Below are 14,184 nucleotides of genomic sequence, written 5' to 3' on the forward strand. Positions count from 1 at the left end.
TTTTGCCCCACCGGATGTTGTAATCAGTTATTTCTTTGCAATATATTCAGCAATCCAATCCCCTACTTCGCTGGTCTTGTAAGCCTTGCCGTTTTCTGCGATATCTTCCGTTACCACGTTTGCTTCCATAGAGGCGGCAACTGCTTCGCGGATCAAAGCACCTTCTTCCATCAGGTTGAAAGCATATTCGAACATCAGGGCGGCACTCAGGATAGTAGCCAACGGGTTTGCGATATTCTTTCCGGCAGCTTGCGGATAAGAACCGTGGATCGGTTCGAATACAGAAGTATGTACACCGATAGAGGCCGAAGGCAACATTCCGAGTGAACCTGTAATCACAGACGCTTCATCTGTCAGGATATCACCGAACATGTTTTCCGTCACCATCACATCGAAGCTCTTCGGCCACTGAACCAGGCGCATCGCCGCATTGTCCACGAACATATATTCGGTTTCCACATCCGGATATTCTTTTTCAATTTCCTGTGCAACCTGACGCCATAGTCGGGAAGTTGCCAATACGTTCGCCTTATCGACAACGGTTACTTTCTTACGGCGTTTTTGTGCATACTGGTAAGCCAGACGGACAATACGTTCGATCTCTTCGCGGGTATACACGCAAGTATCGTAAGCCGTATTTCCATCTTCGCTTCTACCTTGCGGACGACCGAAATACATACCTCCTGTCAATTCGCGGATACACATAAAGTCTGCTCCTTCGATCAATTCGGCACGAAGTGGCGACTTATGCAATAACGAAGGGAATGTCGTCACCGGACGGATATTGGCAAAAAGTCCCAGTTTCTTACGCATACCCAGCAATCCCTGTTCGGGACGAACCTTGGCAGACGGGTTATTATCGTATTTCGGAGAACCGATCGCACCAAAATAAACGGCGTCGCTCTGCATACAGAGTTCGTGCGTTTCGTCCGGATACGGGTTGCCTGTTTCATCGATGGCAACGGCTCCCACTAAAGCATGTTTGTAACTTAATTCATGGCCATATTTCTCACATATAGCTTTTACGGCTTTCATGCCTTGTTCTACAATCTCGGGACCGATACCGTCGCCGGGAAGGACTGCGATGTTTAATTTCATATAAATAATTGTTCTTTTAGTCTCTTTTAAATAGCACATATTTGGGTTCCGTGGGGACATAACTGTCGTCATCCCACAGAGTGCTCGTAATCATCAGGTCGGCACTGTAACGGTTACAAGCGATGGGCACGTTATGAACACGGCACTGGCGAAGCAACATCTGGATGTCGGCTTCGTGAGGCTGCGGATTTAGGTCGTCGATCAGAAAGATCGCCAGATCCACTTCCTTGCGTACTACCATTGCTGCTATTTCGGCATCTCCGCCCAACGGACCGGAATGCATACAAGTAATTTCAGCACCTACGCCTTTCTCGTCGAAAGCGTTGCGTATCAGTCCACCGGTCGTTCCGGTACATACCAAATGATGATGAGAAAGGAATTCTGCATTGTGTACAGCCCATTCTACCATGTCTGCTTTACGGTTATCGTGCGCTACCAGCGCAATGGTCAATCTTTTGTTCATAACTAATACCTCCTATTTTTATTGTTCGATCTTATTCAGCATCTTCAGCGTTGCCTTGATAGCGGCTTCCGTCTGGTCGGCATCGAGGCCGCGGGTCTTGAAATCTACTCCGGCATAATTCCAGCTGATGATCGTCTGCACGAATGCGTCGGTACGACCGCCGGGGGGAATGGATACGGAATAGTTCGTCAACATCGGGAACGGACGGCCGAGGTCTGAATAGATTCGGCGAAGGGCACGTACAAAAGCGTCGTACTGTCCGTCGCCGGAAGCTGATTCTTCGTAGGCTTCACCGTCGATCTCTATTTTCAGCGTAGCTACAGGCCTCAGTCCCTGTGCCAAAGATAATGAATAATTTAATATACGGATACGTTGGTCTGTCATCGTATCATGGTGAAGGACATCACTGATGATATAAGGCAGATCTTCTGTTGTTACCATTTCTTTCTTATCACCTAACTCGATGATGCGCTCGGTGATCTTACGCATGGATTCATCGTCGACGTCTATTCCGAGCGATTCCAGGTTCATACGGATATTGGCTTTACCGGATGTTTTTCCGAGTGCATATTCGCGTACACGTCCGAAACGTTCGGGGATCAGGTCGTTGCAATACAGATTATTTTTGCTGTCGCCATCCGCATGTACACCGGCGCATTGTGTAAAGACATGCTCTCCGATGATCGGACGGTTCGGGGCAATATGAATGCCGGAATAGGTTTCTACCAGACGGCTCGCGGCATTGATTTTTTCTTCTCTGACAGGAGTATCCCCTCCCAGTTGATCTTTTATTACAGCGATCACACTGCTGAGCGGTGCGTTTCCTGCCCGTTCCCCCAAGCCGTTGATAGTGGTATGTATACCGTGTATTCCCGCCCGCACAGCCGAGTAGACATTAGCCACAGCCAGGTCGTAATCGTTATGGGCATGGAAATCAAAATGCAGGTCAGGATAACGATCCACCATCTGCTTACAGAAATCGTATGTATTTCCGGGATTCAGAATACCCAATGTATCAGGCAGCATAAAACGGCGGATGGGAAGGTCTTTCAACGCATCGACCAAGAGGAATACATAATCGGGAGAATTCTTGATCCCGTTCGACCAGTCTTCCAGATAAATATTTACATCAATACCTTTTTCGGTAGCCAGCGATACAACAGAACGGATATCTGCAATATGCTGTTCAGGCAATTTGCGGAGTTGTTCGGTTACGTGTTTATACGAACCTTTACAGAGTAGGTTTACCACGCGACAACCGGCCGATTCGATCCAGTTGAGCGAGGCGTCGCCATCTACAAAACCCAAGACTTCGAGCTTATGCAGATTTCCGGTACGTTCGGCCCAGGCAGCCACACGCTTCACGGCTTCGAACTCTCCGTCCGATACACGTGCCGAGGCTACCTCTACACGGTTCACTCCCAAATCGCTCAACAACATTTGTGCGATGCTGAGTTTTTCATGAGCCGCAAAGGAGACACCCGATGTCTGTTCCCCGTCCCGAAGGGTTGTATCCATTATTTCTACCATATTCTGTTTATTTATTATTTGCTTCATTATGGCACGCAGATGACACAGATTGAACAGATGAGCACAGATTTTCTTTATTATTGTTTGTAAAAATCTTACGCTTTACTTGAGGGTGTTTACCAAAGTTTAATAATAAACCGACTTCAATCTCTGTTGCTTTCAAATAATTAAGTAGTTGTAGCTCATGCTCATCATTTAAACTTTCAGTAGCTTTCAGTTCCAAAATGATATGCCCATTTACTATTATATCGGCAAAATATTCTCCGACAAGATTACCTCGGTAATACACATTTATACGCTGTTGAACCGCACAAGTATATCCACGATGACATAACTCGAAATAAAGTGCATTCTGATACACTCGCTCCAGAAAGCCGAATCCTAACGAGTTATATACGTCATAAAACGCACGTATAATCCCTTCCGTTTCTTCTTTAAATAAATAATCTGTGCCCATCTGTTTAATCTGTGTCATCTGTGTGCCATTTACAATCGATTAGCTTCAAATGTTTCTATTTTTTCTTTATTAGCCAAGAGGTAATCGATATCGTCAAGACCGTTTACCAGACAGTCTTTCTTATATGCGTTGATGTCAAAGGATTCGCTTTTACCGGTTGCGTTGTTGGTTATCGTCTGCGAAGGGAGATCGATCGTCAGCGTCGCCTTCGGATCAGCCTCGACAGATGCGAATATCTCTGCCAGGAACTCAGGAGAAACAACAACCGGAACAAGCCCGTTGTTCATCGAGTTGTTCTTGAAAATATCGGCGAAGAAACTGCTGACAACCGCACGGAAACCATATCCCGCAATCGCCCAGGCAGCGTGCTCGCGGCTCGAACCGCTACCGAAGTTCTTTCCGGCTACCAGGATCTCGCCTTTATACGTATTCTGATTCAGTACAAAGTCCGGATTAGGGTTGCCCGCCTTGTCATAACGCCAGTCGCGGAAAAGATTATCGCCGAAGCCCTCGCGTGTGGTAGCTTTCAGGAAGCGGGCCGGGATGATCTGGTCTGTGTCTACATTTTCCAGAGGAAGAGGTACACAGGTGGATGTTACTATCGTGAATTTTTCTTTCATTTCGTTCTTTTGATTTTTCAGTTCGTAATCTTATTACATTAAATCTCTCGGATCGGTGATCTTTCCCGTTACTGCTGCTGCTGCTGCCACCAACGGACCGGCCAGGATGGTACGTGCACCGGGTCCCTGACGACCTTCGAAGTTACGGTTTGAGGTAGATACGGCATATTTACCGGCCGGTACCTTGTCTTCATTCATGGCCAGACAAGCCGAACAGCCCGGCTGACGCAATTCAAAACCGGCTTCTGTCAGAACCTTATCGATACCTTCCGCACGAATCTGACGTTCTACCTGCCAGCTACCGGGAACCAGCCATACAATCACATCGTCGGCCTTCTTCTTCCCTTTCACCAAAGAGGCGAAAGCACGGAAATCCTCGATACGTCCATTCGTACAACTTCCCAGGAATACGTAATCTATTTTCTTGCCTAATACCGGTTCACCGGCAGTAAAGCCCATATAGTCAAGCGATTTTTTATAAGAGATGCGACCAGCCTCGTCTACGCTTTCCATAGTCGGGATGCTTTCACGGATGCCCATGCCCATGCCCGGGTTGGTTCCGTAAGTCACCATCGGATCGATGTCTTCCGCATGGAACACGATCTCTTTATCGAACTGAGCATCCGGATCGCTGTATAATTCACGCCATTCAGCCAGTTTCTTTTCCCACGCTTCGGCACGGGGTGCAAATTCACGGTCTTTCAGATAATCGAAAGTCACCTGATCCGGAGCAATCATACCGCCACGGGCACCCATTTCAATAGACAGGTTACAGATGGTAAGACGCTCTTCCATCGTTGTATTGCGGATGGCTTCGCCGGCATATTCAACGAAATAACCCGTTGCACCTCCTGTTGTCATTTTACTGATGATATAAAGAGCAAAATCCTTTGCCGTCACGCCCGGTTTACGTTTTCCGTCGATGGTGATGCGCATCGTTTTCGGCTTACGCTGCATAATACACTGAGTAGCCAATGTCATTTCCACCTCGCTGGTACCGATACCGAAAGCGATGGCACCCATAGCGCCGTGGGTAGAAGTGTGGGAGTCGCCACAAACAATCGTCATGCCCGGCTGTGTCAGACCTGTTTCCGGACCTACCACATGGATGATACCGTTCTTCGGATGTTGTAATCCGTAATAAGTCAGATTGAAATCCTTGGCATTCTTTTCTAACGTATCTACCTGGTTCTTAGACACAGGGTCTTCGATCGGTTTCTCCTGATGCAATGTCGGAATATTATGGTCCGGCATACAAGTAATCTGTTCCGGACGGAATGGTTTCAGACCACGGGCACGTAACCCCGCAAATGCCTGCGGACTGGTTACTTCATGGCAGAACAGACGGTCGATATAAAACTGGATCGTTCCGTCGGGCAGTGTGTCCACCACATGTTTCTCCCAAATCTTCTCAAATAATGTCTTGCTCATTGCTAATTATGTATTATGTTATTTTACGAACTTATTGATTGCATCGATAAAGGCTTCTACCGAAGCTGCGATAATATCGGTGTTGGCTGCAAAACCGTAATAGTTATTTCCATCGTATTCCACCTGCATGTGTACCTTACCCATGTCGTCGCTACCTTTATTAATAGCCTGAATGAGAAACTCCTGGATGGTCATCGTGCGATGGATAATAGATTTGACCGCTTTGATAGCAGCGTCTACCGGACCGTTACCGGAAGCGGCTGCCTCGAATTTTTCGCCTGCGATGTCCAGACACACGCTGGCAACAGACTGTAAACCGACACCGGAAGTCACTTGCAGGTAATCCAGTTTGATGCGATGTGTAGCTGTACGGTCTTTTCCTGCCAGCATCAATACATCATCGTCGTTGATATCTTTCTTACGGTCGGCCAGTTTCAGGAACTCTCCATATACCTTATCCAGCTTTTCCTGGCTCAGTTCCACACCTAATACACTCAGACGATGTTTCAGGGCAGCACGTCCGCTACGGGCAGTCAGCACGATGGCGTTATCGTCGATACCTACATCTTTCGGGTCGATGATCTCATAGCTTTCACGATTCTTCAATACACCGTCCTGGTGGATACCGGAAGAGTGAGCGAACGCATTGCGTCCGACAATGGCTTTATTCGGCTGGATCGGCATATTCATCAGGCTGGAAACCGTACGGCTGATACCGTAGATTTTTGTGGTATTGATATTGGTTTCGATTCCACGTTCTTTGTGGCTGCGGAAGATCATGGCTACTTCTTCCAGTGAAGTGTTACCGGCACGTTCACCGATACCATTGATAGTTACTTCCACCTGGCGTGCTCCATTCAGGACACCTTGCACGGTATTGGCTGTTGCCATACCCAGGTCATTATGACAGTGTGTAGAGATAATCGCATTCTGTATGCCGTCCACATGTTCCATCAGATATTTGATCTTCGCTCCGTATTCGTCCGGCAGGCAATAACCGGTTGTATCAGGGATATTGACCACTGTCGCTCCGGCTTTGATTACGGCTTCAACCACACGCGCCAAATAGGCGTTATCAGTACGTCCGGCATCTTCACAATAAAACTCGATATCTTCTACATATCTCTTTGCATATTTAGTAGCAGCGATGGCACGCTCCAGGATCTCGTCTTGATTAGAGTTAAATTTATAACGGATATGATAATCGGAAGTTCCGATACCTGTATGGATACGTCCGCGTTTAGCGAACTTCAATGCTTCGGCGGCAACATCGATATCTTTCTCGACAGCACGGGTCAACGCACAGATAGTTGGCCAGGTGACAGCTTTCGATATCTCAACCACACTATTGAAGTCGCCCGGGCTCGATACAGGGAAACCGGCTTCAATCACATCCACGCCCAGCTCTTCGAGTGCTCTAGCTACCTGAATCTTTTCAATACTGTTTAACTGGCAACCCGGAACTTGTTCACCATCTCTCAACGTGGTGTCGAAAATAAATAATCTGTCTGACATAATCTTATACTCTTAAATTTGTTTATATTCTTGTTTGTATCCATAAAAAAAGCCCTTCTCACAAGGAAGTGAGAAAGGCTCTTTAATATCTTCATGCATCAGAAAAGCACGTACAGTCTCACTTCCTATCCCGTTCCCAGAGTAGAATAATGTTTAGAGAAATAATGAGACTATTTGCTATGTTCTGTTTCATTGTCTTTTCTTATTTAACGCTGCAAAGATACAGCCTTTTTCCAAACCACCAAATATAAAACGATATTTTTTATACGCTTTTTCTTATAAACTGAAAGAGGAAATACAATTGAATCTATAATTCATTAGTTCAAGAATGATAAAATGTACCGTCATTTGGTTATCGTCAGCTTGTCGATCTCCTTTCCTTCCGTATCCAGTATTTTTATGTTCAACGCCCTGGAATCAGCTTCAGCCTTCAATATGGTATTATTGGAATTTACAATAATTGGAAACCGAACGCCCTCTTTCGCGTCATTCCGTATATAACGGTGAAGATGAGCACAAAGCATAATATCGACACCTGCATTATTCAGTAATGGCATAAACTTTTCAGCCACTTCCTCATTGCCATGCCATCCGCCAAAAGGAGGAATATGACAAACAACCACTTTGAATGGTGCTTCCTTATATTCTTTGCTTTCAAGTACGCCTTTCAACCATTCAGCCTGTTCCGTACGATATTGGTCATAGACAGTTATTCCGGCATACTCCAAGTCCGAATCCGGCTTATCTTCACCACTATCCAAAATAACGAAACAGACAGGTCCCTGGCGAAACATATAATAGATATGTTCCTGCTTGGGAGAAAAATAATCCTGGAAAGCCGTAGCGAAAGATCCGCGTGTTTCATGATTACCACGGGTATAATACATCGGTATTTCAGAAGCAAAAAGTTCTGTTGCCTTATCCATAAAGCCTTCGAATATTTCTTTTTCACTATTGAAGATAGATACCATATCTCCATTGAACAGGAACATATCGGTTGTTTTCAGGTCACAATGTGATACAAGCTTTTCCAAAAGATCACTCTTGCCGTGAATATCATTGACCATCGCAAAGTTCACCGTTTGCCTGCTATGATCACTGGTTTGAAACTCTAATGGTTGTTTCCCGTAAACAGAGGTGGCAGCCACATTCCCATATATCACCCGCCAACCGACATGGCTCAGGACTTCCTGTGAATATACCCGATACCGATAACGTGTACCCGCCTTCAATCCTTTCAGATGAACCGCATGAACGGTAGATGTCTGCTTTATTCCGTTCTTTGCATTGAAGAACTTCGGACGCTCCGTCTGATAAAAATGTGTCCCGTCATCCGGTGCCAGTTCCACCCAACCTACCGATGGTTTATTGACCGTCCAGACGATTGTCACTTCATTCTCACCCAAATTTTGCAGATAAGGGGCATGGGTGATTTGGATGTCATCCTGTGAAAAGACCGGAAGAGTAGCCAATAATAAAAAGAGAAAGAAAAGATTGATCTTGTTCATGGTATTATTTTAAGTTATTAATGATTTGAATTTTACAAAGATATTCAGTTCATCGCTCCTTTACAAGAAAATAAGTAGTATAAAAAAAGAGGCATATCCATCGCGGACACGCCTCTCGTCTTTACTTACTATAATTTACAAATTAATTTCCCTTGAACGGATTCTGTTCAGATTCACTGATAACAGTATTCTGTGTAAATTCCAATTGTGGAATCTGATACAGGAAGCGGTAATCATTAGACGGCAAATAACCGTAAGGAGCTTTATCGGTCGGATTATAGTTATCCAGGAAATTCAAGCCCAAAGAGAAATGGCCTGCCGGATCTTCCGTGGTTGCAGCATAACGATAAAGCGGTTTCTGCAAACGCATCAAATCATACATACCTGTAACACCTTCTCCTAATAATTCCTTACGACGTTCTACATAAATAGCTTCCAAAAGTGCATCTTTATCAGCTGCCGTGGTCGGTTTAGCCACTTCACGAGCGTTTTGCAACGTATTCAGATGAGACAAAGCTGCTCCCAGGTTGTTCAGGTTAGCTTCAGCTTCCGCCATGATCAATAACATTTCAGCACTACGCATGTAGCAAAATTCAGGATAGGTATGTCCCTGAGGAGAACCATTGGCATCACCATAATATTTGAATTTGTTATATGCCCATTTAGCTCTTGTTTCCTCATTACCATTAGCAGTACGATGCCAGAACATAACGGGTTTCACATCTGCATCTGTCACACCTTCTGTTTTAGTACATTTACTGCCACGGAAATCAGTATCGTCAAACAATTGTACATACCTGGAATCAACAAATAAGTTGATGAAGCTATAAATCGGACCATCGGTCATACCTTCACCATAACTCGGATCCTGATTATACCAATAGTTAAACTCTGTATTGGAACTAATATTAGATAAGTTTGTAAACTTAATTCCCCAGATAACTTCCTTACATCCGTCTGAGATTAGATTATCAAATCCACTGCACCATTCCGTTTTGGTCATCAATGAAGAATGATTGTCATACAACTTCTTTGCTTCCGTCAGTGCATTATTCCAGTCACCCATCACCTGATATACACGAGCCAGATAACCGGCAGCAACTTCAGCATTCACACGCCATTCTTCAATACGTTCAAAAGAAGCCAACAAAGATTCTGCTTCTTTAAGATCCTTGATCACCTGCTGATAACCTTGCTCTACAGTAGAAAAAGGCATGGAATCAGGATCCTCAGAAGACAAACGAAGAATAACACCACGTTTATCTTTAGCAATAGCATAAGTCTGCTGGTAATTCAAAAGCAGATTGAAATAAGCGATACCACGCATGGCCAGGCACTGTCCTTTCAATTCAGCTTTCTCCTCTTCAGTACCTGTTGCTTCGGGAAGTGCATCTATAATGACATTTACCTGGTTGATAATCTTATACATATTTGTCCAGATACGTTTTGCATAGTCACCCGCAGATTGCGTACGACCTTCGCTAAAACGATAGTGATCTTCTACCGAACCACCGTAATTTTTTGTACTCAGGATATCTGCACCCAGCAAATCATATCCCATGCACAGCCCGGTAACACCGGCATAACAAGCATCGTTCTGACTGCCGGCACCGGATTCACCTAATAATAAATATTTATAAGTACCGGTCAACGACATATTCAATCCCGTCGTACTGGACAGGATGGTCGATTCATCTACATCCGTTGATGAATTGGTAGTCAACTCCCCCGTACAATTGCTCAGAGAGATCGCCAATAAAGCAATTGCTGTAAATTTAAATGTTCTATATAATCTTTTCATACTTCGACTTAATTAAAATGTTACCTGAATACCTGCCATATAAACTCTTCTTGATCCCTGAACACCATTATCGGTTTCGGTATTACCATTGTAGTTGTTACCTAACACACCGGTTTCCGGTTCGCTGTGACGTTTAGCAGCCGGTCCGAATGTACACAGATTGTCACCTGTCAGGTAAACACGGGCATTGGCAATACCCAGTTTCTGAGTCAACATTTTCGGAATCGTATAGCCCAATGTAACGTTTCTCAAACGCAGGAAGTCGTTATTGAACAAGAAGAAATCCGTACGTTTCACATTCAAGCTGGCATTTGCGGAAGACAGACGGGAGAACTCAGCCTGATCACCCGGTTTTTCCCAACGTTTTCCTTCCACCAGGTCCTGAATCATACCTACGCCATCCAAACCTGCTGTACGTTCCAACCAGGTATAATCGTACATAGTAGCTCCAAACGAAGCATAGAACATGAATGACAAGTCAAATCCTTTATAATTAAATGTATTGGTAATAGATCCGAAAGCAGTCGGGATAGCTGATCCGCACCATTGGTAATCATTCATGGTCACATCCGAATAGTTTTCAGTTGTTTTCCATCCGCCATTACCATCCTTGATCAGATAAAGACGATTACCATTGTCCGGATTTACGCCGGCATGTTTCGGCATGTAGAATTCATACAATGAATGTCCTTCTTCCAGTTTATAGGTTGCACCACGGTTTGCATAAGTGTAAGCACCACCAGGCAAATAAGTTACTTCATTGTCCAAAGTAGAGAAGTTTAAGTCGATATTCCACTGGAACTCCTTATTCTTAATAGCGGCAGCACTTAAAGTAATTTCAAAACCACTGTTACGGACATTACCTAAGTTCGTATTGTAACCGGCAGCATCCCCAACCTGTGCCGACAACGGCAGGTCACGATAATACAACAAATCTTTTGAACTGCGTGAATAATATTCGATTGTTCCACTCAGACGATTCAGGAAAGAAAAGTCTACTGCAATGTTATATTGTTCGTTTCGTTCCCACTTCAGGTTTGGAGTGGCAATAGTCATCGGCTTGTAACCAGCTGCACCAAACAGATTTTCTTTTGTATAATAAGCCTGGTAAGCATACAGTATTTCATCTCCAGCCTGTCCGTTACCTGCATTACGAGGATATAACTTATCATTACCCGACGTACCATAGCTACCACGAAGAGAGAGGTTATCCAGCCAACTGCTTGTATTTTCCATAAATTCTTCTTTAGAGATTCTCCAGGATGCACCTACAGAGAAGAAGTTACCCCAGCGGCTCTCTTTGCTGAAACGGGAAGATCCGTCACGACGAAAAGAAGCCGACAAGTAATATTTGTTCTGGAAATTATAATCCGCCTTACCAAAGAACGACAGCAAAGAATAACGATTGCGCCAGGAGTTAATTTCCCAGTTGCTAGTTGTTGAAGCCGTTTCAAATTGACCTATCTGCATGATGCCTTCACCATAACTATAGTCATACTGTTGGTTATAGTGATAAAACTCATGACCTAACATAAGATCCAGATTATGTTCACCAAAAGATTTATTCCAGGTCAGCAAGTTATTCCAGGTTACAGACTGAGTCTTGTAATTAGTACGGGAAGCCCAACCTCCATTTGTAAGCACCGTAACACCGTACGGCTGCTGTTGTCCTTGTCCGTGAACAGCCGAACCATATTGATATTGCGTTTCCGTAATATCATCCAGGTTTACATTCGTCTTGAATTTTATATCGAAGGGCAGATTCAGACCTGCAAAATAGTGGGCTGTCAACATGCCACCTTCTTTATTATTGAAATCATCATCGTTGGGATTATTCCAATAGTCACCAGAATTAGCCAAACAATGGATTCCAAAGAAATTCATTGAATTTTCACCAAAATCATAGATACGCTTTCCGGTCTTCTGAGAAGTATACCAAGCAGTATTATCTTCGTTACGCAACCAAGGAGAGTTTAATGTGTTAGAATATACCGTAGCACGAGTCGCACCGGAGATATTCTGACGTGAATAACTATAAGCCAGGCTTCCACCCATATTCAACCAGTTTGTCAGCTCGGTAGTGACACTGGCACGGAATGAATAACGTTTATAATATTGGTTATTAGCATATCCCTTATCATTCAAATAAGATAAAGAAGTGAAATAATTGGTTTTGCCATCTTGTGTAGCACCGCTGACATCAATACCGTAATCCTGACGCAATTTTCGTGAGAACAAAGCACCATACCAGTCATAATCGCTTTCATCCCACACCATTTCCAGGTCCGGGTTAGTCCAGCAATTACCTTCACCGTCATGTAAAACATAATTGGAAGCATCGCCTGTCCATTTAAACGGAGTGACATATACAGTTTCTCCCTTTGAGTTTACACGCGGATTGACAGCACGTGCCAATAGATTAGCAGAAGCATAATCACCGGCCGTCTTTGCATCCAGACCTTCTACATAGTGTTTGTCATTATAAATACCACGCCACAAATTGGTTAATTGCTGGTAGGGATCTGCCTTTTTAGGATTGGCTACCGCATTGTCGGAAGTACCCCAGGCACCACGGAAATTTATAACCGGCTTACCGACTTTACCCTTTTTAGTTGTAATAACCACGACTCCGTTTGCTGCACGTGAACCGTACAGTGAAGAAGCAGCAGCATCCTTCAAAACAGTCATTGACTCAATGTCTGAAGGTGAAATAGAATTTATACTACCGTCATAAGGCATACCATCCACCACATATAACGGAGTTGTCTTACCTGACATAGAACTGATACCACGGATTTGGATACGAGTTTCGCCACCCGGGTTACCTTCATTATTAGAAACATTTACACCGGCACTCATACCTTGCAAAGCTTCTGTAAAACTAGTTGCAGAAATCTTTTCCAATTGATCAGACTTAACAACAGATGCAGAACCTGTAAAAGAAGACTTCTTCGTCGTACCATACGCAACAACTACAACCTCATCAAGATCCTGTGTGTCGCTAAGCAATTTTACTTTTATCGAACTTTGTCCGTTCCATGTAATTTCCTGTGTCTGTAATCCGACAAATGAAATGACAAGAACATTCCCTTTTTGTACACCGTCCAACTCAAATTTACCATCCATATCGGTAATAGTACCGTTGGAAGTCCCCTTGATAGAGATAGAAGCACCTGCTACCGGTCCCATTTCGTCTTCAACAAAACCTGCAACTTTGCTCTTCTGTTGTGTGATCGTAGCACCTAGTGAGGTCGGAATCACTGATGCCTCAATAGTCCCCACTGTACCAAATACAGTAGCCAGCACTAAGGTCTTAACCAGTTTCGAATTTGTCAACATAAGCTAAATTTTACAATTAAATAATTAAGTCTTTCTAACCACAAGAAAAATACACTTCAAATAGTATTTATCAAATGCATTTAAACATTGTCACATTGAATATTTTGACCATACCAAAAGTTTATCGAAACTAGAATTTAGTTTTGTTCTTTTTTTATGTAATGCCATAGTCTCTATAGAACTCTTGTTATTTCGCGGTCAAATATAGTAATATTATTTAATTTGGATTTAAATATACTGTTAAAATGTTATCGTTTACAAATATTAGATCAATAGATTAAAAAAAGGAGTATTTAGTAAACAAAGCCTATAATTCTTATTTTCAGATACATATATCCCAAGTCGTCTAAAAAAAACTTTTTATAGTCCCCTTCAAAAACAAGGAATTTAACGAGGCAAAATCAATATCAGAGAAATAAGTA

The 14,184-nt window shown here is 43.7% G+C and carries 10 protein-coding genes; all 10 read right to left on the reverse strand.

The genetic code is table 11. The annotated features are described in order from the left end of the window. Window positions 1-27: 27 nt before the first annotated feature. Window positions 28-1,098, reverse strand: a complete 1,071-nt coding sequence (gene leuB / locus DXD68_RS06635; protein ID WP_122360854.1) for a 3-isopropylmalate dehydrogenase — start codon at window positions 1,096-1,098, stop codon at window positions 28-30. A gap of 16 nt (window positions 1,099-1,114) precedes the next feature. Further along, on the reverse strand, window positions 1,115-1,561 hold the full coding sequence (locus DXD68_RS06640) for a methylglyoxal synthase (RefSeq protein WP_075556292.1): 447 nt from the start codon (window positions 1,559-1,561) through the stop codon (window positions 1,115-1,117). Between the two features lie 18 nt (window positions 1,562-1,579). Further along, window positions 1,580-3,091 (reverse strand): alpha-isopropylmalate synthase regulatory domain-containing protein, encoded by a 1,512-nt coding sequence (locus DXD68_RS06645; protein WP_122360855.1) that lies wholly within the window; start codon window positions 3,089-3,091, stop codon window positions 1,580-1,582. A gap of 7 nt (window positions 3,092-3,098) precedes the next feature. Beyond that, window positions 3,099-3,566, reverse strand: a complete 468-nt coding sequence (locus DXD68_RS06650) for a GxxExxY protein (protein WP_122360856.1) — start codon at window positions 3,564-3,566, stop codon at window positions 3,099-3,101. A gap of 11 nt (window positions 3,567-3,577) precedes the next feature. Next, the gene (gene leuD / locus DXD68_RS06655; protein WP_122360857.1) at window positions 3,578-4,168 is read right to left on the reverse strand and encodes a 3-isopropylmalate dehydratase small subunit; all 591 of its coding nucleotides are present in this window, start codon (window positions 4,166-4,168) and stop codon (window positions 3,578-3,580) included. Between the two features lie 33 nt (window positions 4,169-4,201). Next, window positions 4,202-5,599, reverse strand: a complete 1,398-nt coding sequence (gene leuC / locus DXD68_RS06660; protein ID WP_122360858.1) for a 3-isopropylmalate dehydratase large subunit — start codon at window positions 5,597-5,599, stop codon at window positions 4,202-4,204. A gap of 18 nt (window positions 5,600-5,617) precedes the next feature. Further along, on the reverse strand, window positions 5,618-7,114 hold the full coding sequence (locus DXD68_RS06665; RefSeq protein ID WP_122360859.1) for a 2-isopropylmalate synthase: 1,497 nt from the start codon (window positions 7,112-7,114) through the stop codon (window positions 5,618-5,620). A 344-nt stretch (window positions 7,115-7,458) separates the two neighbouring features. Beyond that, complete coding sequence (locus tag DXD68_RS06670) at window positions 7,459-8,622, reverse strand: purple acid phosphatase family protein (protein WP_122360860.1); 1,164 nt, start codon at window positions 8,620-8,622, stop codon at window positions 7,459-7,461. Between the two features lie 142 nt (window positions 8,623-8,764). Then, a complete protein-coding gene (locus DXD68_RS06675) occupies window positions 8,765-10,423 on the reverse strand; it encodes a RagB/SusD family nutrient uptake outer membrane protein (protein WP_122360861.1) in 1,659 nt (552 codons plus the stop codon). A 12-nt stretch (window positions 10,424-10,435) separates the two neighbouring features. Continuing rightward, a complete protein-coding gene (locus tag DXD68_RS06680; RefSeq protein ID WP_122360862.1) occupies window positions 10,436-13,762 on the reverse strand; it encodes a SusC/RagA family TonB-linked outer membrane protein in 3,327 nt (1,108 codons plus the stop codon). Window positions 13,763-14,184 lie beyond the last annotated feature (422 nt).

The sequence above is a fragment of the Parabacteroides sp. TM07-1AC genome, assembly GCF_003480915.1.
Taxonomy (GTDB): Bacteria; Bacteroidota; Bacteroidia; order Bacteroidales; family Tannerellaceae; genus Parabacteroides; species Parabacteroides chongii.

Bases quoted from the DNA above. Each gene is read 5' to 3' on its own strand.
- leuB (WP_122360854.1), bottom strand. From the start codon at position 1,098: ATGAAATTAAACATCGCAGTCCTTCCCGGCGACGGTATCGGTCCCGAG.
- DXD68_RS06640 (WP_075556292.1), bottom strand. From the start codon at position 1,561: ATGAACAAAAGATTGACCATTGCGCTGGTAGCGCACGATAACCGTAAA.
- DXD68_RS06665 (WP_122360859.1), bottom strand. From the start codon at position 7,114: ATGTCAGACAGATTATTTATTTTCGACACCACGTTGAGAGATGGTGAA.
- DXD68_RS06645 (WP_122360855.1), bottom strand. From the start codon at position 3,091: ATGGTAGAAATAATGGATACAACCCTTCGGGACGGGGAACAGACATCG.
- leuD (WP_122360857.1), bottom strand. From the start codon at position 4,168: ATGAAAGAAAAATTCACGATAGTAACATCCACCTGTGTACCTCTTCCT.
- leuC (WP_122360858.1), bottom strand. From the start codon at position 5,599: ATGAGCAAGACATTATTTGAGAAGATTTGGGAGAAACATGTGGTGGAC.
- DXD68_RS06680 (WP_122360862.1), bottom strand. From the start codon at position 13,762: ATGTTGACAAATTCGAAACTGGTTAAGACCTTAGTGCTGGCTACTGTA.
- DXD68_RS06675 (WP_122360861.1), bottom strand. From the start codon at position 10,423: ATGAAAAGATTATATAGAACATTTAAATTTACAGCAATTGCTTTATTG.
- DXD68_RS06650 (WP_122360856.1), bottom strand. From the start codon at position 3,566: ATGACACAGATTAAACAGATGGGCACAGATTATTTATTTAAAGAAGAA.
- DXD68_RS06670 (WP_122360860.1), bottom strand. From the start codon at position 8,622: ATGAACAAGATCAATCTTTTCTTTCTCTTTTTATTATTGGCTACTCTT.